Annotated in this window: 15 protein-coding genes; 3 read left to right on the forward strand and 12 right to left on the reverse strand. The window is 60.8% G+C overall.

The features are described 5' to 3' along the window. Window positions 1-43 precede the first annotated feature (43 nt). Window positions 44-1024: a protease SohB gene (sohB, locus tag ORD17_RS12765; protein WP_308388857.1), complete on the forward strand. Its 981-nt coding sequence runs from the start codon at window positions 44-46 to the stop codon at window positions 1022-1024. Here sohB and ORD17_RS12770 read toward each other — a convergent pair. Continuing rightward, window positions 1016-1420 (reverse strand): DUF423 domain-containing protein, encoded by a 405-nt coding sequence (locus ORD17_RS12770; RefSeq protein WP_308388858.1) that lies wholly within the window; start codon window positions 1418-1420, stop codon window positions 1016-1018. The genes sohB and ORD17_RS12770 overlap by 9 nt on opposite strands. Window positions 1421-1517: 97 nt before the next feature. Between ORD17_RS12770 and ORD17_RS12775 the strand changes: the two genes are divergently transcribed. Continuing rightward, complete coding sequence (locus tag ORD17_RS12775) at window positions 1518-2573, forward strand: complex I NDUFA9 subunit family protein (protein WP_308388859.1); 1056 nt, start codon at window positions 1518-1520, stop codon at window positions 2571-2573. A 10-nt stretch (window positions 2574-2583) separates the two neighbouring features. Here ORD17_RS12775 and ORD17_RS12780 read toward each other — a convergent pair whose 3' ends face one another. The 11 genes from ORD17_RS12780 to ORD17_RS12830 form a co-directional block, all read right to left on the reverse strand. Beyond that, window positions 2584-2985 carry a tetratricopeptide repeat protein gene (locus ORD17_RS12780; protein ID WP_308388860.1) on the reverse strand — a complete coding sequence of 134 codons (402 nt, stop codon included), beginning with the start codon at window positions 2983-2985 and terminating at the stop codon, window positions 2584-2586. Window positions 2986-2997: 12 nt separating this feature from the next. Next, on the reverse strand, window positions 2998-5043 hold the full coding sequence (gene mdoH / locus ORD17_RS12785; RefSeq protein ID WP_308388861.1) for a glucans biosynthesis glucosyltransferase MdoH: 2046 nt from the start codon (window positions 5041-5043) through the stop codon (window positions 2998-3000). After that, entirely contained in the window at window positions 5040-5534 is a 495-nt protein-coding gene (locus ORD17_RS12790; RefSeq protein ID WP_308388862.1) for a hypothetical protein, read from the reverse strand. The genes mdoH and ORD17_RS12790 overlap by 4 nt, the downstream gene beginning before the upstream one ends. 1 nt (window position 5535) lies before the next feature. Continuing rightward, complete coding sequence (locus tag ORD17_RS12795; protein ID WP_308388863.1) at window positions 5536-7065, reverse strand: glucan biosynthesis protein; 1530 nt, start codon at window positions 7063-7065, stop codon at window positions 5536-5538. A gap of 257 nt (window positions 7066-7322) precedes the next feature. Continuing rightward, entirely contained in the window at window positions 7323-7523 is a 201-nt protein-coding gene (locus ORD17_RS12800; RefSeq protein WP_308388864.1) for a cation transporter, read from the reverse strand. Between the two features lie 69 nt (window positions 7524-7592). Then, window positions 7593-8048: a DUF3429 domain-containing protein gene (locus ORD17_RS12805; protein ID WP_308388865.1), complete on the reverse strand. Its 456-nt coding sequence runs from the start codon at window positions 8046-8048 to the stop codon at window positions 7593-7595. Next, on the reverse strand, window positions 8041-13569 hold the full coding sequence (recB, locus tag ORD17_RS12810) for an exodeoxyribonuclease V subunit beta (protein WP_308388866.1): 5529 nt from the start codon (window positions 13567-13569) through the stop codon (window positions 8041-8043). The genes ORD17_RS12805 and recB overlap by 8 nt, the downstream gene beginning before the upstream one ends. Beyond that, a complete protein-coding gene (gene recC, locus ORD17_RS12815) occupies window positions 13566-16970 on the reverse strand; it encodes an exodeoxyribonuclease V subunit gamma (RefSeq protein WP_308388867.1) in 3405 nt (1134 codons plus the stop codon). Before recC ends, recB begins: the two co-directional genes overlap by 4 nt. 4 nt (window positions 16971-16974) lie before the next feature. Continuing rightward, window positions 16975-17553, reverse strand: a complete 579-nt coding sequence (gene pgsA / locus ORD17_RS12820; RefSeq protein WP_308388868.1) for a CDP-diacylglycerol--glycerol-3-phosphate 3-phosphatidyltransferase — start codon at window positions 17551-17553, stop codon at window positions 16975-16977. Further along, window positions 17550-19427, reverse strand: a complete 1878-nt coding sequence (gene uvrC, locus ORD17_RS12825; RefSeq protein WP_308388869.1) for an excinuclease ABC subunit UvrC — start codon at window positions 19425-19427, stop codon at window positions 17550-17552. Before uvrC ends, pgsA begins: the two co-directional genes overlap by 4 nt. Further along, a complete protein-coding gene (locus tag ORD17_RS12830) occupies window positions 19408-19716 on the reverse strand; it encodes a DUF971 domain-containing protein (RefSeq protein ID WP_308388870.1) in 309 nt (102 codons plus the stop codon). The genes uvrC and ORD17_RS12830 overlap by 20 nt, the downstream gene beginning before the upstream one ends. Before the next feature lie 77 nt (window positions 19717-19793). On the opposite strand from ORD17_RS12830, the gene efp reads away from it, so the two are divergent. After that, window positions 19794-20354: an elongation factor P gene (gene efp, locus ORD17_RS12835; protein ID WP_308388871.1), complete on the forward strand. Its 561-nt coding sequence runs from the start codon at window positions 19794-19796 to the stop codon at window positions 20352-20354. Window positions 20355-20371: the final 17 nt, after the last annotated feature.

Here is a 20371-nt window from a genome sequence, read left to right on the forward strand (position 1 = left end):
GATGGTAGACGTTGGCCCCTGGCCTTGCAAGACGGATCCTCGCATGCTCCTTGCCTATCTTCTCTTTCTCGCTGAAAGCGCCACCGTCGTCGTGGCGAGTCTCCTTTTTCTCTCTTGGTTCCCCTTCAGGCGCCAGCGCGACAAGGGCGCCAACCTGCGGATCACCGATCTCGGGCAGCGCTACGAGGAGCGGGCCAGCCGGCTGCTCCGGCAACGCCTACCCAAAAAGGAGGCCAAGGCCATCCTCAAGCAGCGCAAAAAGGCTCTTCAGGAGCGCGCCAAACAGGGACCGCAAAGCTGCCTCTATGTGCTCGACTTCAAAGGCGATCTCCGCGCCTCGGCGGTGGAGACCCTGCGCCAGGAGATCGACGTGATCCTCGCTGCCCGGCAGGACGGTGATCGTGTCTGCCTACGCCTGGAAAGCGGCGGTGGCATGGTCAACACCTACGGTCTGGCGGCCGCGCAATTACTGCGCCTGCGCGAGGCCGGGCTCGAACTGAGCGTTCTTGTCGACAGTGTGGCCGCGAGCGGCGGCTACCTGATGGCCGCTGTTGCGCAACGCATCGTTGCCAGCCCTTTTGCCCTGGTCGGATCGATTGGCGTCATCGCGCAGGTACCCAATTTTCATCGCTGGCTGCGGGAACACAACATCGATTTCGAGCAATTCACCGCCGGCAAATATAAGCGCACCGTCACCATCTTTGGCGAGAACACCGAAGCAGGTCGAGAAAAGCTGCGCGAGGAACTTGGCGAGATTCACGGGCAGTTTCGCGAACTGATCGGCCGCTATCGCCCGCAACTCGATCTGGAGAGGGTGGCCACCGGCGAAGCGTGGTTGGGAGAACGGGCGCTGGAGCTGGGGCTGGTGGATGAGCTTGCCACCAGCGATGGATGGATTCAGCGCGCGGCAGAGACGCAAAAGGTGCTGCTGCTGGGTTTTGCCGAGCGACCCAGCTTGGCGCAACGCCTGGGGCTGAAGGCTCAACAGGTCTGGGACGGCATCTGGACCCCGCCCCTAGCCTGAGCGGCTGCGCCAGAGAGCAAAGGCAAAAACCAGCCAAGACAGGATCATGGCCATACCACCAATGGGAGCAAGAAAGGCCCAGCTCTGACCGATCAGAGAGACCAGATAGAGGCCACCGCTGAAGAATAATACCCCAAGCAGAAGAAGGATTCCTGCCCAAGTCCAACTCGCCCGTGGTCCCCACTGCGCTATCGACAGGCCTAACAGGATCAGGCCGATGCCCTGGAAAAACTGGAAGCGATTCGCGATGTCATAGATTCGTAAAGCGTGATGGCTGACATCACCGGCCACCAGATGATCGCCCGCCGCCGCCAGAATCACCGCCAGAGAACAAATCAGCGCTCCCAGCGCGGCCCACGATGAACCATACTTTTTGTGCTCCTCTCTTTGCTGCATTCCGTTTCTCCTAATCCGCGCATAAAATTCAGCGATAATACCGTGTGGAAGAGCCATGCTATCCTAAACGCGTAGTTACCGTGCAGGAGCGTCACCCATGTCTCATCGTATCGTCATTCTTGGTGGATCCGGCTTCGTCGGCCGGCACCTGGCCGAGCGACTGTGCCAGCAAGGGCACCAAGTTCGCATACTGACCCGCAATCGTGAACGCCACCGCGAGGATCTTCTGGTCTTGCCCGGGCTGGAGCTGGTGCAGGCGAACGTGCACGATCCCGTGGAACTCGAGCGCCAGCTTCAGGATCGCGACGTCGCCATCAATCTGGTGGGTATCCTCCATGAGCGTCGGCGCGGACGCAACGATCTGCCCCCAGAGCGCCATGGCGACTTCGAGAAGAACCATATCGAGCTGCCGCGGCTGCTCGCCAATACCTGTGCCCGCCTGGGCGTGCAAAGGCTCTTGCATATGAGCGCGCTGGGCGCGAGTCCGGTGGGGCCGAGCGCCTACTTGCGCTCGAAAGGAATCGGCGAGGAGATCGTGCGTCAGGCCGGTGAAAATAGCGCCGCACTCGGACATTTCACCTACCTCAACGGCCCGAAACTGATCTGGGGGCGCGGACTGCACGTTACCAGCTTCCGGCCTTCGGTGATCTTTGGTGACGGAGACAGTTTTTTCAATCAGTTTGCCAAACTGCTGCGCTCCGTTCCCTTGTTCATCCCCCTCGCCAAAGCCAACGCAAAACTACAACCCGTCTGGGTTGAGGATGTCGTCAGCGCCTTCGTCCAGGCCATCGATGACCCCAAGACCTTCGGCAAGTCGTTCGATCTCTGTGGCCCGAAGGTCTATACCCTGGCGGAGATCCTGCGCTATACCCAGAGCCTGATCGGCAAGCACCAGGCCATCATTCCCCTATGTGATCTGCTCGCCACTGTGCAAGCCAGCGTCTTCGAAAAGCTGCCGGGCAAGATCATCACCCGCGACAATCTCCTCTCCCTGTCCGTGGATAACGTTTGTCAGCGCAATGATCTACTGCATGCCTTTGGCATCGAGGCAACAGCATTGGAGAGCGTGGTACCGGAGTACATCGGCGGGGGACGCGCGGCCCAGCTATCCGCCGCCCGGCAACGGCGCGCGGGACAGCGCAAGGACGCCTGACGCGGCCTGGTCAGTGTGTATTGGGGAGGGGTAACTCGCGCAGCAGGCGCTCGCGAGTTTCTGCATCAAGTTCCAACAATACTGCATCCAGACCCGCACGGGCACGGGCGTCGCCTTGCAGGGCCGCCGAGCGAAAGAGCTCGTAGGCGTATTCCAGACTGCGTTCGACGCCCTGTCCCTGATAAAAAAGCAGACCCAGGTTGAACTGTGCCGGAGCGTCTCCCTGATCGGCGGCGGCACTGTACCAACGTGCCGCCTCGACGAAATTCTGGGCCACCCCCTGCCCATTGGCGAAGCGCACGCCCATGTTGAATTGGGCGACGGGGTCACCCTCCTGAGCCATTTTGCGCAACGCCTCGAGCTCGTCGCGCAGACCCGCCATCGCCATCAAATCGACATGATCGTCCGCCATGGCCTAAAGATACTAGGACAACCCCCAGGCCGCCAGCTTTTCCGGCTCGTGCTGCGACCAGACGGCGCGGTGCAAGGTCAACATCGCCTGTCGATCGCTGAGCAGGATATTTCGTTCGCGCCGACTCAGCTCTGCGGGGCCCAGGGTAAGGGCCTTGTTGCACAATGCAGCGGTGGTTCCCCAAAGTCCCGTACGATCTCGCTGCAAGGCCGCATGGACAGCGTTGAAACGCGGATCCACGACCGTGGCAATGAAGGCATCACCCGCCACCTGCGGCAAGAAATCCACATACTCCGGTCCGAGTTCACGCAGTTCCCGGGGCACCTGGATCTCCTCGGGAATCAGGAACAAGCGGCGACGCCGGGCCCACAAGCCCCAAGAGCTACGGCTGGTGAACACCGCCAGCGGTACCGACAGGGCCAGCCCCAGAAAAATCGGCAAAAGCCAGGCAAAGTGCCAGAATCCCAAGAACGGCTGGGCAGCAAACAGAAAAGAGATGCCAATCAAACTAAGTACGCCGAACTGACGCACGGCGACCCGCCAGGGAGTTTCCTGGTCGCCACGCACCTGCGCGCCCCACTTCACTCCCCGTCCGGTCAGGGTCTGTACCACGAAGATGCTGTGGTAAACCATGCGCACCGGAGCCAGAGCGATGGCAAAGGTACTCTCGAGGATCACCCCCACCAGCATGGCGCCGGTTCCACCGAAATACTTTGCCTGGCGTGACCAATGCACCCAAAGCACCGCGAGCAGCTTGGGACCCAGCAGAAAAGTCAGGGTGATGGCAAAAAGCCAGACTGGCAGAGGATTATCCATACCGTAGTGAAACAGGCTCATGGAGCTACTGGAGCCCCCGTGGGCCCAATAAATCAGACCGGAAATCGCTCCCAGTATGAGAAAAATACCCCACAATGGTGCTGCCAGAAAGGACATGGCGCCGTTGATGAAGAGGAAGCGATGTGCCGAGCGCAGGCGATCTGCGGCCAGCAGGCGAAGATGCTGCATGTTTCCCTGCGCCCAGCGGCGGTCACGCTTCAGGTCGTCGATCAGCGTGGGAGGCGACTCCTCCCAGCTGCCGCCCAGCTCCGGAAGAAACCAGACTTCCCATCCCGCGCGCGCCATCAGGGCCGCCTCGACAAAATCGTGGCTGAGCAACTGGCCACCGAGAGGCGCGCGACCCGGAAGAATCGGCAAGGCGCAATGTTGGGTAAACGGCGCCACCCGAATCATGGCGTTATGACCAATGAAGTGACCATCGCCGAGCTGCCAGAAACGCAGGCCAGCACTGAATAGTGGGCCATAGAGCCGTTGGGAAAATTGCTGGATGCGGGCATAGAGAGTCGACCGGTTGACGGAGACGGGCTGGGTCTGCAGGATGCCCACCTGTGGGTTTCCCTCCATGATCTCTAGCATCCGATACAGCGTATCGCCAGTCATCACGCTGTCGGCGTCAAGCACGACCATGTACTCGTAGTGCTTACCCCAGCGCCGGCAAAAATCGGCGACATTGCCACTTTTGGCGTGGTTGTTGACTGGCCGGCGGCGATAATGGATACGACCAAAGGCGTTGAGCTCTTCACAAAGACTCGCCCACGCCAACTCCTCGCTGACCCAAGACTGCGGATCGCGACTATCGCTGAGCAGGAAAAAGGAAAAATGGTCGAGCTTGCCGGTTCGCTGCACAGAGCGATAGCAGGCCTGTAATCCCGCTATGGTGCGTGCAACTTCCTCATTGTAAATGGGCATGATGACGGCCACCCGAGCATCTGCCCGCGGGGAACGACGCAGCTCCTCGGGGTCGTGGGCGATGCGGCGAGCACGACCCTGCAGCAGAACGAAAAAGCCCACCAGGGCAGTCCAAAAACCCGCGGAGATCCATGCGAAGAGCAAGACGAAGACGCTGAGAGTCAACACCTCCAGCCACAGCGGTTGCGAGAGTGAGAGCGCATGTTCCAACAGCACTCCCAGCGCCGCCGCCGGAAACGCAATCAGCGCCGTCAACCAGCGTCTTCTGCCCTGACTCAAGGCCTCCCAGGCACGCGTCGGACGGCGGTTCATCGCACATTCCCGAAGAAAGGCACCAAACGCCGGCTGCGATTCCAGACGTCGCGTAGAGACTGCATCCGACGCTGCAGAAACGCAGAGACCGAGCGCTGCATCGGTACGGAAGCCATTTTGCTGCGTTGTGCTTGCAACTGGTGCCCACGCAACCAACGGCTCGGCTGCTCGATTTCCGCAGGCAACACCGGACGCAAGGTGAGTGCTAGTCGCGCTTCCCACTCATCACCGCGATGCAGGGTGGCGATACGATTCTGCAAAGTGGCAAAGATACGCGCACTGCGCACCGTCGGATCGTCCATGGGTAACTGACGCAACTGCAGGGCGAGTTCAGCTTGTAGCCACAAGCGTTGCGCATCGTCGAAAGGCAAGCGCGACAAGTAGGCCTCCATGCGTGACAAGAGAACGGTGTCTTCGGCGGTCACGGGATCTGTTGCCTGAGGCAAAGGAAGATCCACCGCGGAACCTGATTGCCAGTGATCAACGTACATGTCAGCGACCTCCTTGGGCGGGTTGCAAGAGAAAGGTCCAGGTGTTGGTCATCACCTGACCGTCGAGGGTTAAATACGCGCGTAAATTGCTTGGCGTCTGGCCCGCCACCTTGACATCGGCCAGCAGGCGCCAGAAGTGACCATTGGCGGAATATTCAAGCCGCTGATCGCGGACCTGCGCACCGTCAGCAGCGCTGAAATGTGCCTGCACCGGCATGCTTCCTGGAAGGCGGGTGAGCGCGCCACCGGAAAAATCGATGACGACATGCTGCCAGGCCGGCTCTTTCACGTCATGCCCAAGATAGGTCGCCGTGGGGTGTGCCAATGGAATCAGACCATGCTGATTATTAAAAAAACGCAACTGATAGGCATAATGGTAGGCAGCACCGGGCTGTGGCGGCGTTGCCGGCACCCAGAAGACATCGATGTTGTCCATGTCCGGATTATTGGTGGGCAACTCGACCAGGCGCACCTGCCCTTTGCCCCAGTCACCCACTGGGCTCACCCAGACACTCGGACGACGCTGATACTGGGTCTCGATGCCCTGGTACGCGGCAAAATCCCGTGGTTGCTGAATCAGACCAAAGCCCTGGGGTTGCTGCATTTCGTAGCTGGTAGTCTGGATTTGCAAAGGATTATCCAAGGGACGGCTGATCCATTCGCCATTGCCGTTGGCCAGAACCAACTCACTAGAGTCATGTTGGGCCGGGTGCCAGTCTCCAGCTCGTACTCCACGTCCGTGGCCATGCCAAAACATGCTGGTGAGGGGTGCCAGTTCCAGGACCTGCACTGGCTTGCGCAAATAAATCGTCGCCTCGACGTCCACGACGCAGTCGGTTCCGGGGTGGATCACAAAACGATACGCACCGGTGACTACAGAACTGTCCATGAGTGCGTAAACCGTCATCTCCGTCGCCCCGGGCGCGGGCTTCACCAGCCAGATATGGCGGAAATAGGGAAAGATTTCTCCCGAGGGCTGCGCGGTGTCGATGCCGATTCCCCGCGCCGAGGTGCCGTAAATTGCATTTTTTCCGACCGCCCGAAAATAGGTGGCGCCGAGAAAAGAGATGAATTCATTGTAATTGGGCGGAGTATTCAGCGGATAGAGCAGACGGAATCCGGCGTAGCCCAGATCACTGGGCAGGTCTTGCGGATGCAGGTCGCCGAAGGTGAAATCCTGGATCCGGAACGGAATGGGACGCACGCTGCCATCAGCTACCACCGAGATCCTTTCCGGACGCGGAAAATAGGACCCAGGCAGATAGAACTGCACCTGAAACGGACTATCGCTATCCGACCAATAGGGATTGATGTCCTGAATTTGCGCATACTGCGCGGGGTCGAGACCTTTGAGGAATGCCGGCAATTTCGGCGGCGTCGCGTCATAGGTTTCGTGCGCGAGACTGCGCGCCCGCGCTTCGACTTGGGCAAAACCGAAGTCGTTGGCCTGCGCAAGCGCGGCGCCAGAGACGAAGAGCGCCAGACCCAAAAGCATCCGGCGCGAAACGACAGAACAGGGAAAATTATTCATGGCAGCACAGAAGCAAAGGACATGCCAGAATATATCGTTCTGTTTTTATTGTTATTTTGCGAATTTCACCGAGAGAAGCGTCGCCGTATCCCGACAAAACTCGCTCAGTATCATCAAAAACCGTAAATTTTTGTACAGATCAGCGAGGAATTTCAGAATATGAGCGAAAAATAGAATTCTAAGACTATAAATCAATGGGTTAAGGCTTCCTTGCGGCGAAAAATCTGTCGCCTTTTGGCGACAGGCCACCGCAATCCCTACCGTACAGTTGCCTGATAGCCTTCCTCTGCCAAAGCAGCCTGGAGGTCCGCAAGCGCCACCTCTCCGACTACGGTCGCGGAATCGGGAAGTCTGACTTCCACCTGTTGCACGCCAGGCACCGACCGTAGTGCCTGGGTCGCCGCGCGCACGCAATGTTCACAGGTCATTCCGGTAATCTTCAGCTGGATTTCCGCCACCACTCACCTCCATGCAATGAAACTTGGTTAGGATAGAATACCCCCTGTACCGTGCTACAGAGTCAATCCTTATCCAGCAAAAGAGTAGATCTCTGCCGCCAGAATCCCCAGCAGGATCAGGATCCCCAGGGTCAGGGCGCTCCGCAGAGGAAAGAACCAGCCCGGCCAGGAGATCCCGCGACGTTGCAAGCGATAATCGGCCAACCATTGGGCAATGAATCCCAACATGAGCAATAGCGTTGCCAACAGCGGCGACCACCACAAGGCGAAAAAACCCCAAAGCGCAGGGATGACGCTCCACAGCAGTAAAGGTCCAGCTTCATCGGCGCGCTGCGTTCGATCCAGGGCAAGGCCCCAATGGATGGCACCCAGAAAACTGAGGATGATGGCGGCGTAAATGTTTCCCAGGCTTACGGCAATGAGGCCATAACCGCGCACCGCAGCAATATCAGCGACAATGAGGGGGATCAACCCCGTTCCACCAAGGATCTGGGCCAAGCGCATACTGCTTTTTTGCTCATTCATACCGTTCTCCACTAAACATCCGTTGCCTGCGACGCAGGGGATGAGCGACCATCTCGTGCAAAAGTTCCTGACCGCCAACCATGGCAAGGCTCAAGCGCGAACGCGCCCGCGTGACGGCGGTGTATAACAATTCCCGATGGAGAAAATCCCGTTCTTCCATTGCCGCCAGGAAAGCGCAATGGCGATATTCGGAACCCTGGGATTTGTGTACCGTCAGGGCAAAAACCGTTTCCACGTCGCGCAGACGCAAGGGCGAAAACCAGCGGATCTCCCCGCTTGCACCCGCAAAAGCGACGCGCATCTCCGTTCGACCATCCGCCAACCTGAGCGGCAAGGTGATGCCAACCTCGCCATTCATCAATTGTAAAGCATACAGATTGCGGGTGACGATCACTGGCCGACCGGCGAACCACTCGGTGTTGGGTGGCACAACACCCTGGCGCTGCAGGAGCCGTGTAACTTGCCGATTCATTGCGTCTACCCCCCAGGGGCCATCGCGCCGCGCACAGAGCACCTGAAACTCGGAAAATGCCTGCAGGCATTGCCGCGCGAGTTCTTCGGGCGGCAAATGCCGGCGCAGGCCAGCCTGCATCTGGCGAAAAAAATGCAGGTAACCAGGCGCGTCCGTCTGGTCTTCGCCCCAACCATGCAATAGAAGTGCATCGAGTTCCTGCGGGTTCGCGGGAACGAAGCAGCGAAGATCAGATTCTGGCTCGTCCAGCAAAGCGGCGATCCGCGTGTCCTGCCCACGGCGGATCTGTTCGGCGAGCCGGCCAATGCCACTGCTCGCCGAGAAGCGATAGCTGTGGCGCAGCAGGGCTACGGATTGCTCGCGGGCGCTACCCACCGTCTCGGGAGCGGGCATGACATGGGCAGCGGTGGCGGCAATCCAGCGTCGTGTGTCCTCGTCATAGCGCGCCAATTCCGCATCGGCACAGAGCTCTGCGAGGACTGCCCCAGCTTCCACCGAAGCGAGCTGATCCTTGTCACCGAGCAGGATCAGACGGGAGGATGGCGTTAGGGCGTCGAGAATCCGGGCCATCAGCTCCTGGCTGAGCATGGACGCTTCATCGATGACCAGTAGATCAGCAGCGAGCATTTGCCCGCGATGATGGCGAGCTCGACCATCGGCGCGTAGACCTAGGAGACGATGCACGGTTTCCACCGTCCGCGGGATCTGGGCGATGACTTCCGGCCGCGCCAAATCCTGCGCTTGGCTGTCTAAGGATTCGGCCAGGCTTTGACTGAGGCGCGCAGCGGCCTTGCCGGTCGGCGCTGCCAGACGGATACGCAACGGTCCCTGTGCTTGCGGCAGGGCGCCCTGCAGGGCGAGCCCCTGCAGCAGAAGCAAAAGGCGCAACACCGTGGTGGTCTTGCCGGTTCCCGGGCCACCACTGATGACCCCCAGCCGATGCCGCAACATCAGGGTACAGGCAATGCGCTGCCAGTCCGGCCGCAGCGAAGGCGCGGCGAACAATCGGTCAAGCTGGGCGGCAACCAAATCCGCTGCTGGCAGTGGCAGGGGCACGAGCCGGGCGCGCACTCCTTCGACGATTCGCTGTTCATCCTGCCAGAAGCGTCGCAAATAAAGTCTTCCCTCGCTCAGGACCAGAGGCGTCGTCCCCTCCCCTGCTGCCAACAAGGACGGCCATTGGTGCAGCCAAGCCTTCCACTCGGCAAAGCGCGGCCACCACAGCTGAGAAAAAGGATTTTCTGGGATGGCTTCGGCCAGCAGATCCAGATATACCTGTCCCTGCGCGGCTTCCTTACTGCACAGCGCGGCGGCGAGCAGCACCTCACTCGGCGCCGCAGGCTCCAGGCTACGCAGGAATAGGGCGAATTGCGCATCCCACGGGCGCAGGCATGCCTGCTCGACGGCTTCGCAAAGCAAGCGGCGGAGCGCATCTTGCCCACCACTCCGGCAGTCCAGCGCTGGGATTTTCATGTTCTGACCTCGGGCGCCGCGAAAAGCGGCGCAAAAGCAGGATAAAATTCTGCCTCCGGCCGCAGCAAGATACTGGCACTCCCCCCTCTGCCACACCGCGCAGAAACAATGCCAAGGCCCCCGCCGGTTCCCCCCCCATCCCCGGCTGCGCAGCAGACGCTGCAAGGCGACCAGATAGAGTCCCAGCTGCAGATCGTAACGTTGCGCGAGCAGGGCATCGCTCAGCGCCAGCGGAGTATAGGCGGCAGGCCCCAGACCCAGCACATTGGATTTGTAATCAATAAGGTAAAATCGATCCTTCCAGAAAAACACGAGATCGATGAAGCCCTTGAACATTCCCCCGAGCCGACGGGGATCCAGAGCGGGACGCGGCAGGTCGGGAAGGAGGAAGGCGTTGACGATGCGATCGATCTGGCCGCTATCGATGTTCTGCACTGGCAGCCAGAACTCCATCTCCGCCTGATACTCCTGCAGATCCTGCAAACGGACCGTTTCCCCTTCTGCCAGGGTGAGCGGCAGGGCGAGGATTCGCAACAGCCAGTCCTGTAGCGCGGACGCATGCTGTGCCCAAGATTGACCGTGGCTACGACGCAGGATCTCCTCCCGCAGAATGTGCGGATTTCGGGAAATGGCGGCAAAGCCCTGCTCCGCCATCCAGCGCAGGAGATCATGCAGGAGAATGCCCGTCGCCGCTCCAGGCGGGAACAGCAGGTGCGTAGCCGGCTCTACCGATCCATCCGTCTGCTCCTCTTCCCATAACTCGGCAAACCGTTCCACGGGATGATGATGGCCACGCTGTAAGGCCGAATAGCTGGCAATCCACCAGTCGTTTTCCTGCACTCTGGCAATGCGCGGGCGCCATTCGGGCGCCGGCGCGATCTGCGGCGGCAGGATGCTGGGGGGATCCGGCAGAGCGATCGGGGTCGTGCCGATCTGCGGAACGTGGGCGAAGAGATCCTGCACCAGTTCCGCAGAGCCCTTCCCCTCTTCGGCTGCTGCCAGAAGTAGTTGCGCCAGGGCCGATTGTTGTGCATCCGCGCAACTGCCAACCCCCACCCAGACGGCAAATTGGGCACGCGTCAGGGCCACATAGAGTTTGCGAATATCCTCCTGCAGGCGTTCCCGCTCGGCACGTTCCTGCTCTGCAGCATCGGCTGGCCGCAATGCCCGCTTCCCCCGCTCTTCGGTGATCTGCAAGCGTTTGCCGGAATCGGTCCGGGCGTTCAGCATGAATGGTAAAAACACGACGGGATATTGCAGCCCCTTGGACTTATGGATGGTGATCACCCGCACCAGAGCGGCATCGCTTTCCAGCCGCAGCAGGGTCTCTTCATCGCGGCCTGCCGAGCTCTGCCGCTGCTCCGCCAAAAAACGAAGCACGGCGTGTTCGCCCTGCAATTCTTGCGCGGCATGCTGCAAGAGCTCGGCAAGGTGCAGGAAATTGGTCAAGCGCCGCTCCCCTCCCGGCACCCCGCCATGCAACAGCCGCGCGGGCAAGGAAAAGTCCTGGGAAAGCCGCAGCAGCATGGGGAGCACACCGCGCTCCCGCCAGATCTCGGCGTAGCGCCGAAATTGCAGCAGGCGCTCCTCGCGCAGCCGATCATCGTGGCGCAAGGCGGCAAGCTCCGACCAAGCGAGACCGAGTAGCGAGGTAGCCAGGGCGGTCCCCACCGCCTGCTCATCGTCGTAAGCCAGGCAAGCCGTGAGCAAGCGTTCGAGATCCGCGGCTTCCGGGCTGTCGTAGACCGATTGCTGCTCCGAGAGGTAGACACTGGCTATCCCACGGTGACGCAAAGCTGCGCGCAGCTTGTCCGCCTCCGCGCGCTCATTGACGAGCACGGCAAGATCGGCGGGCTGCAGCGTCCGTTGGCCCGAAGCTGAACGAAACCCCGCCCGACCGCTGCGGGCGGCCAAGAGCAGGGCGACAATCCGCTCGGCACAGGCAGCGGCCATGCAGTCGGTGTATTCGCCCTTGTTCCCTGCCACATCCTCCGCTAGAACAGCAAATTGCAGAGCGGGAAGCTCTTCTCCCGCGAGAAAAAACTCTTCCTGCAGCCCCGCTGCGTCTACGGGCAGGTAGGGGACAGGATTCTCCTCTCCCTGCCGCAGGCCAAAGACGCCTTGCGGGCACCGCGCTTCCAGGGTAACGAAAAAGGCGTTCAAGGCCGCCACCAGCTGCTCGCTGGAGCGATAATTACGGCCGAGTCGATAGATTTCCGTGCCGCAGTCCCGCTGGGCGCGCAGATAGGTGTGCAGATCTCCACCGCGAAAGCGGTAGATGGACTGTTTGGGATCGCCAATGAGCAACAGCCCGCCTTCTGCCTGCCCGCTCCGGTAAATGGTATCCAGAATGGCATACTGGTAGGGATCGGTATCCTGAAACTCGTCCACCAGGGCCCAGGGATATTGCTCAGCCAGGCGGGTAGCCAGAACTCTGCCAGCATCCCCCTGCAAGGCATTGCGTAACTGCCGCAGAATCCCCTGAAAGTCGATTTCGCCGCGCTCTTCGCGTAATTGCTGTTTCCGCTCATCGATCCACGCCAAGGCGTGGGTGAGAAGCGCCGCCCGGGCTTCTTCGCGCTGCTCTTGCAACGTATGGAGATAGGTGTGCAGCTCCTCGATCAGCAACAGCGCTGGATGGGTAAGCTGCCCGCCGCCACGCTGGGCTTCCTGCATCCCCGCCAGACTCAGGCGATGCCAAGCCGAATCCGTCAGCGAGGGTTCGTCGAGATCCTGCTGTGCCGTCCACGCCCGCAGACCGGCCATCCATTTGCGAAAATGCCCGGCATTCAGCTTCCTTCCATCAACCTGCTTGGTGCTGCACAACTCGTCCAGCCAATGCTCGAGAGAATCCAGCTGCTCCGCCAAACCCATGCGCAGACGGGCCAATTCGGTCGTGGCGCTTGCCCACAAGCGGTGCAGCAGGACTGCGGGTGCCTCCCCGAGGGAAAAACCTTCGCTCCTGTCGAGATACTCGCGCAACACGCCCAGGAACGCTTCGGGATCGAGAAGGTCCTTCCCCCAACGCCGCAACTCCTTCATCTCTGGGTATGGCAGAGGATGCAGGAAAAGACGCAGATAATCCTGCAGCAAGTCCACCGCTCTCGTCCGTTCGTCAGTCAGCACCTGCAAGGCAAAATCGTTGCCGCTGGCAAAGGCATACTCTTGCAGGACCCGTTGGGCCCAGGCATGGATGGTAAAAATGGCGGCCTGGTCCATCCCTTCCGCCGCACCATCGAGAAGACGGGCCAGTCTTGGCCAGGCTTCTGGCGGATAGCCATTGCGCAACTGCCGCAGGAATTCATCGTCGTTATCGTTCTGGCCGGCAAAGAATCCTGCCGCCTCGTGCAGGCGGCGGCGAATACGAGCGCGTAATTCGAGGGTGGCGGCGTTGGTGAAGGTCATCACCAGAATCTCTTCCGGCAGGAAGGGTCGCGCACAATCATGCCCAAGCACCAGGCGCAGGTAGAGGGCGGCAATGGTGTAGGTCTTGCCGGTTCCGGCACTGGCCTCGATCAGGCGTCGTCCAGCGCGCAGAGGAAAGCGCAGAGGGTCGAGAAGATCGCTGTCAGTCACGCCTTGCCGTCCCCCTGTTTGCGCAGCCGAACGCCATTCTCCGCAGCGTCCTGCAAAGGGCGAAGAAAACGCCGGCGCAGGTCTGTCAGCTCCTCGGCGTCGTCGGTCAGCAGCATCTGCACTTGCGGCCAGACCCGTCGCAACTCTTCGTCCTGTTGCACGAGATCAGCGTGTAGCCTGCGGACGGAGCGGAGATCGATCTGCCCCGTGGCATCGTCCTTATCACCTGCAGTCAGCAGCGGCAGTAGCATGGGCACCGGCCGCCGCCGCGCCTCCAACGCGAGCTCGGCAAGCTCTGCGAGATGAGCGCGTGCCCAGGCGGGGTCCACGGGCGCGAGAAGGAAATCGCCAGCATCCATGCCCAGGAGATGGGTGCTGACGATCCGGTCTGCAGCATGCAATGCGAGATGTTCGATCCAGTATGGCCAGATCTTCGCCCATTCGATGTTTTTGCCACTACCCAGCTTGCTGGCAGACCAGCGGAGCAGGGCATGGTCACCATCGGCACTGCGGCGCAGACCATCGATCTCTCCCACCAGCTCCGTATCGGCGTACTGCAGAGACAGGCCCTGCAGTGGCAGCTCTTCAGCATAGCGTTCGGCAAGGGCGAGATAGCGCTGCAGCGGCCGTTCCAGGGCGCATGCCAGTTCTTCGCCGAGCAAGCGGCCAACCGCCCCGGGAGGCAGGTCGCCACGCCGCCACTGGCGCGCCGACTCGCGCCGCAGGACCGCCGCAGCGCCAGCGGCGTCTACTGTCTCCTGCTGCAGCGCCTGAATGAACTCCCTGCGGATTTGCCATTGCTGCAGGGTATCCAGGGCGAAGGGTTCAGAGTCTTCGGCGATTTCTGCATCGCTTTCGCGCAGGCGGACGCCCAGCCCCTGCTGCAAGAAATAACGCGCTGGCCTTTTTCCCAGTTCCTGCAGGTCGCGCAGGGTCAGAGATCGCGGCTCCACAAGCGGCAGAAGCTTTTCCGACGCCGGCACGGAGTCTTGCTCCCACCATTCCCGCGCAAAGGTGAAGTGCGAGGCATTTTCGCCGAGATATTGCTGACTGAAAGCCTGCAGGGGATAACTGGTCGTCAGTGCGGCCAGCAAGCCACCACCGCGCAGCTCCTCGCTTCCCTGGCGGGCAGACCAGATTCGCGCCAGATGGTCACGCAATTGTGCCACCAGAACGGAAGGCGGCTCCTCGCTGTCGTCGCGCGGGCTGCGCCCAGACCAGAAGATCTGCAGCGCGTCGCGCGCGGACAGCAGGGCTTCGAGAAAGAGATAGCGATCATCCTCCCGCCGCGAACGGTCGCCCGGGCGATAGTCACTGCGCAACAGATCAAATTCCGACGGTATTTGCCGCCGCGGGTAATCCTTCTCGTTCATGCCCAGCAGATAGATCCGTCGGAAAGGGATGGCGCGCATGGGCATCAGGGTGGCAAAGGTGAGACCCCCGGAAAAGAATGCTGAAGCCCGCGTTGCCTTGACATCGATGGCAGCACGCCAGGCCTCACCGAGGATTTCGAGGGAGAGCGGCACAGCCAGACCCGCTGCCGCGCATTCTTCGACCCATGCCTGCAGGGCACCTTGCGCCAGCAACAATTCTTGCTCTTCCTCGCCTTGCGCCAGGAAAAAATCGGCCAGTAGTTCCTCCAGTTTGCCCTGCCATTCTTCTGGAGTGGCCGGCGTCTGCAAGCGGGTCTGCCAATAAGAAATGCGTGCCAACAACTCGATGAAAGGAGCCAGCCGCGCTGCTGAATCCACCGGCAGATAGCTGGGTTCCCAATCGCCGCAGGCCTCGCCATGACCGACGGCATAACCGAGCAAGAGACGTTGCAGCGCAAAAAACCAGGTGTGTGCTACCTGTCCTTTGCCACCCAGACCCAGATTTTGCCGCTGGTTATCATCCAAGCCCCAGCGAGCACCCGCCCTCTGCAACCAGGAGCGCAGCAGAAGAACATCCTCGGCGTCCATGCCAAAGCGCCGCCGCAAGGCGGAAACCTCAAGCAGATCCCAAAGCATGCTGGCCGGCAATCGCGACTGCGGCAACCCGAGCAGCAGGTCCAAGGCGTGGAGAAGCGAGTTTTGCCGTACGACTGGCGCATCGACGATACGATAGGGCAAATGCCGCGGGTCCGACCCAGAATAGCGGCCAAAGACTGCGTCGATGCGCGCCGCATAGCCATCCAGTGCTGGCAGCATCACCAGGATGTCACGTGGGCGCAGGCTGGCGTCCAGGCGCAGCGATTCGAGAATCTGATCCTGCAGGACCTCGAGTTCCCGCAAGGGACCATGCGCCACATGAAAACGCAGGGAATCGTCGCAAGCGAGATCGATAGGCGGCCACAGGCTGCGGCTTTCGGATGCCGGGCGCAGGAAAAGAATGTCATCCTGCAATTGCTGCAGCAGGGTGCGCGTCTCGCCAGACCGGAACAGTTCGATACGTTCGTCCGTCACTTGCAAGCGCAGCGCGCTGGCGGTCGCTTCGAGGGCGGCGAGATAGTCTCTGCCCGTCTTGCCCCAGGCAGCCAACAGCGGATGCCCATGTTCGATCACCGCGCCGGAGTCGTCTCCTGGGCGCGACCGCTTGCGGCCGCGCGCCTCCCGGCGCAGCAGATCGTGCCCGGTGACGATATCGCCCCAATAATAGGCGCACGGATCGAGCACCAGGATCAGTACCGGCAGATGCTCTGCCAGCGCCGCCAGGGCAAAGAGGGTTTGCTGCGGCAAGGAGGAGATGCCAAAGACGACGAGACGCTGCGGCAGCTCCGGCCATGGTCCTGGTCCCGCCAAGCGACGCACGAATCGTTGATGAATTTTGCCGCGCGATTCCCCGGCGGTCGCGCTCGTCTGCAGATCGGCGAGCAGAGCACGCCAGAGATGGGCTTGCCAGCGTTGCTGGGCAGGAAGTGGGCGCTGCGCACCGTCGAGAGCGGGCAAACTGTCGCGGCCCTCCTCCCAGGCCGCCAGCCAGTCGGCGCGATACACCTGATACTGATCGTACAGATCTGCCACCCGTTCGGCCAGATGAAACCGCCTTCGCCCCCCAGGATCCCTCTGCAAATAGCGACGTAACGGCGCATAGACCGGGTCAGGCAGATCTTCCAGCAGGCGAAAAAGTCGCCAACGCAATTGCTCCTTGTCGAACGGCGAGGTATCAGGAATCGCCTCACGCCCCAACACGGCGCGATAGGCGCGCCAAAGAAACTGCGCAGGCAGGAGGAAATCCAGACCTGCGGCAATCCCCTCGGCGGCAAAGCCCAGTTTCAGCCACTCCGCCACCCCATTGCTTTGCACCAGGATCGTTTCACGACGAAGCGGCGGCAGCGGATGCCGGCTACACCATTGCACCAGCAGGTCACGCAGATCTTCGGCGCGCTGGCTATGGACAAGGGTGAGCTGGGACCCTGCCATGCTGCTAGTCAGCGACCCGTCTGCCCATCAGGCTCGGCCAGGCGGCACGTAGATACTCGATCATGCTCCACAGGGTCATCGCCGCCGCAACCAGAAGCAGGGCAATGCCAATGTCACGCGCGGCCATTCCCCAAGCCACCGGCCCGGCATACAACAGGAAAACGATGGCAAGCATTTGCAGGGTGGCCTTGATCTTCCCCAGCCAGGACACGGAAACCTTCTTGCGCTCACCCAGCTCAGCCATCCACTCGCGCAGCGCCGAGATGGTGATCTCCCGGCCGACAATGATGCTGGTGAGGATACCCGCAAGGACCGCCGGCATTTCGCCGCTGGCACAAATCAGGACCAGGGCGGTGGCGACCATGAGTTTGTCGGCCACCGGATCGAGGAAGGTGCCAAAGGGTGAAACGCCGTTATAGCGACGCGCGAGGTAGCCATCCGCCCAGTCGGTGAGAGCGGCAAAAGCGAAGATGGCGGTCGCCCCGTAGCTGCGCTCCGCACCACCCAGAAAAAACAGCAGGACGAAGACCGGGATGAGCAGAACCCGCAACATGGTCAAAAAATTGGGCAAACGCGCCATCATGGCCGGGCCCCCGGATGGAAATGGTCATAGATTCGTTCGGCGAGTTCGCGGCGAATCCCTTCTACCCGCTGCAGATCGTCAATCCCCGCATCGCGGATGCCGCGCAGACCCCCAAAACTGCGCAACAAGGCGCCACGTCGTTTGGGACCAATACCACCAATGGCATCGAGCTCCGACTCCTGTCGTGCTTTCGCGCGCCGCGCCCGATGGCCAGTGATGGCAAAGCGGTGCGCCTCATCACGAATCTCCTGAATGACCAGCAGAGCGGGATCATCGGCGGCGAGTTGCCGAGGTAGCGGCCACTGCGGTGCATGCAAGCATTCCAGACCGGGGCGCCGACTACTGCCCTTGGACACGCCGCAGAGTTGGATACTGTCGATCCCCAGCTCAGCGAGCGCAGCCGCAGCGCGCGCCAATTGTGCTGGTCCGCCATCGATGAAGACAATGTCCGGAAGACTCTGGCCTTCGTCCTGCAATCGCACATAGCGACGCAGCACTGCCTGCTCCATGGCGGCGTAATCATCTCCCGGGGTGATCCCTTTGATGTTGAAACGGCGATAGGCATCCTTGCGGGCGCCGTCGGCATCGAAGACCACGCAGGAGGCGGTTGCCGCCTCCCCACGGGTGTGGCTGATATCGAAACACTCCAGGCGCTGTGGGGTTTCCTCCAGGGCGAAGAGCTCCTGCAGAAGCTGCATACGCCGTCGCCCCTGGCCAACATGCTGCGCCCGTGCGCGCAGCGCAAGGCGCGCGTTGGTTTCAGCCATCAGCATCCAGCGCTTGCGCGGGCCGCGCTGCGGTTGGTCGAGCAGCACCTTGCGCCCGGCCAACTCGCTCAGCGCCGTCTGTAGCGCCGCAGCACCCCGCGGCAACAGATTGAGCAGCAGATTGCCCGGAATTTCCCGATCGGCGTAGTACTGTCCGAGAAAGGCCGCCATCATTTCCGGCCCACGCACGCCTTCGGCATGCCTGGGAAAGATCGAGCGCCCACCCAGCTGTCTACCATGCCGCAAGAAGCTGAGATAGATACACCACTGGCCATTTTCTTCGACGGCGGCAAGCACATCGAAATCGCCACCGCCGGACTGGGCGACGTACTGCCGTTCCTGAATCTTGGACAGGGCGGCTACCTGATCCCGCAGGCGTGCTGCCTCCTCGAAGGCAAGATTTTCCGCAGCGGACTGCATACGCTGTTGCAGTCCCTGCAACACTTCGTCGCTGCGCCCCTGCAGAAACTGCAGCGCGGCCCTGACATCCGCAGCATAGTCAGTCTGACTGATGTGCCCAACACAAGGACCACTGCAACGGCGGATCTGAAAGTGCAGACAGGCCCGGCTGCGATTGCTGAACACGCTGTCTTCGCAGGTGCGCAGGCGGAATGCCTTTTGCAGCAGGACCATACTTTCGCGTAAGGAGCTGACCGCCGGATAGGGGCCAAAATACTGCCCCTTGGCCCGCTGTGCACCGCGATGAAACCCCATGCGCGGAAACGCACTACTCGTCTCGATCAGCAGGTAGGGATAACTCTTATCATCGCGAAGCAAGATGTTGTAGGGCGGATGGTGGCGCTTGATGAGCTGCGCCTCGAGAACCAGGGCCTCGGTTTCGGTGTGGGTATGAATCACCTCTACCCGCTCCACCTGCTGCAGCATGGCATGGGTCTTGGGACTGTGGCGATTCTTATGGAAATAGGAGCTGACGCGGCGCTTCAGGTTACGCGCCTTACCCACATAGAGGATCTGGCCTGCGCCGGAAAACATTTGATAAATGCCTGGACCGGCACTCAGCTGCCGCAGAAAATCCGCCAGGACGAAGGGCTGCTCCGCCTCCCGCAGCAGCGTGGCCTCCCTCGACTCAGTCGGACTGGGTTGCATCGAGGCGACGCAAGTAGTCCCAAGTGTAGATACCGGTTCCATGTCCATCACTGAAGTGTAGCTGCACGGCATAATTACCGACAGGCTGGATATCCACGAGTTGGATCTCCTCTTTCCCGGTAATGACCTGTGCCTGATCCGGGGTATGACCCTTACACTCGGCACAGGGGCACTCGACGCGTAGGCGTTCAAAGGTCAGACGACTCGTGTGACCATCGCCCCAGTCAATCTCCATCACCTTGCTGAGCATGAGGGGACGAATTTCCACGGGCTGGGTACGCGCTGACATGAGGGCCTCGCTGGTCAGAATAATGGCTCTAGGGTACAATCCGCGCCCAGTAAAGGGAATGCCTCACAGGACTGCACATGAAAATCTCCGCTTTCGATATCCGCCCCGGCAACATCCTCGAATACGAAAAGGGCCTGTGGCGCGTACTCAAGACCGATTTCGTCAAGCCCGGCAAGGGTGGAGCCTTTGTGCAGGCGGAGATGAAAAATATTGAAACTGGTACCAAGACCAACCAGCGCTTCCGCTCGGAAGAAAAGATGGAGAAGGCGGTGGTCGAGCCGCGCAAGATGCAGTACCTCTACAATGACGGTACTGGCTATGTCTTCATGGATAACGAAAGCTTCGAACAGATGACTTTGAACGAGGACCTTCTCGAGGGCCAGACCGGTTATCTTTTGCCCAATACCGAGATTCAGGTCAACCTGCACAATGAGCGCCCGATTGGCGTCGAACTGCCTCCCGTCGTCATTTTGGAAGTGGTCGAAGCCGAACCCGCCATCAAGGGGCAGACGGCCACTGGCTCCTACAAGCCAGCGCGAATGGAGACCGGTATCACCGTGCAGGTACCGCAGTTTGTCAACAATGGCGAAAAGATCCGCGTCAACACCGTCGACGGAAGCTATATCGACCGCGCTTGAACGGCTAAGGCTCCGCC

The sequence above is a fragment of the Acidithiobacillus sp. AMEEHan genome (genome assembly GCF_030996345.1).
Taxonomy (GTDB): Bacteria; Pseudomonadota; Gammaproteobacteria; order Acidithiobacillales; family Acidithiobacillaceae; genus Igneacidithiobacillus.

What these genes read in the sequence shown, in the direction of transcription:
- sohB (WP_308388857.1), top strand. Translation starts at nt 44, where the DNA reads ATGCTCCTTGCCTATCTTCTCTTTCTCGCTGAAAGCGCCACCGTCGTC.
- ORD17_RS12770 (WP_308388858.1), bottom strand. Translation starts at nt 1,420, where the DNA reads ATGCAGCAAAGAGAGGAGCACAAAAAGTATGGTTCATCGTGGGCCGCG.
- ORD17_RS12775 (WP_308388859.1), top strand. Translation starts at nt 1,518, where the DNA reads ATGTCTCATCGTATCGTCATTCTTGGTGGATCCGGCTTCGTCGGCCGG.
- ORD17_RS12780 (WP_308388860.1), bottom strand. Translation starts at nt 2,985, where the DNA reads ATGGCGGACGATCATGTCGATTTGATGGCGATGGCGGGTCTGCGCGAC.
- mdoH (WP_308388861.1), bottom strand. Translation starts at nt 5,043, where the DNA reads ATGAACCGCCGTCCGACGCGTGCCTGGGAGGCCTTGAGTCAGGGCAGA.
- ORD17_RS12790 (WP_308388862.1), bottom strand. Translation starts at nt 5,534, where the DNA reads ATGTACGTTGATCACTGGCAATCAGGTTCCGCGGTGGATCTTCCTTTG.
- ORD17_RS12795 (WP_308388863.1), bottom strand. Translation starts at nt 7,065, where the DNA reads ATGAATAATTTTCCCTGTTCTGTCGTTTCGCGCCGGATGCTTTTGGGT.
- ORD17_RS12805 (WP_308388865.1), bottom strand. Translation starts at nt 8,048, where the DNA reads ATGAATGAGCAAAAAAGCAGTATGCGCTTGGCCCAGATCCTTGGTGGA.
- recC (WP_308388867.1), bottom strand. Translation starts at nt 16,970, where the DNA reads ATGGCAGGGTCCCAGCTCACCCTTGTCCATAGCCAGCGCGCCGAAGAT.
- pgsA (WP_308388868.1), bottom strand. Translation starts at nt 17,553, where the DNA reads ATGATGGCGCGTTTGCCCAATTTTTTGACCATGTTGCGGGTTCTGCTC.
- uvrC (WP_308388869.1), bottom strand. Translation starts at nt 19,427, where the DNA reads ATGCAACCCAGTCCGACTGAGTCGAGGGAGGCCACGCTGCTGCGGGAG.
- ORD17_RS12830 (WP_308388870.1), bottom strand. Translation starts at nt 19,716, where the DNA reads ATGTCAGCGCGTACCCAGCCCGTGGAAATTCGTCCCCTCATGCTCAGC.
- efp (WP_308388871.1), top strand. Translation starts at nt 19,794, where the DNA reads ATGAAAATCTCCGCTTTCGATATCCGCCCCGGCAACATCCTCGAATAC.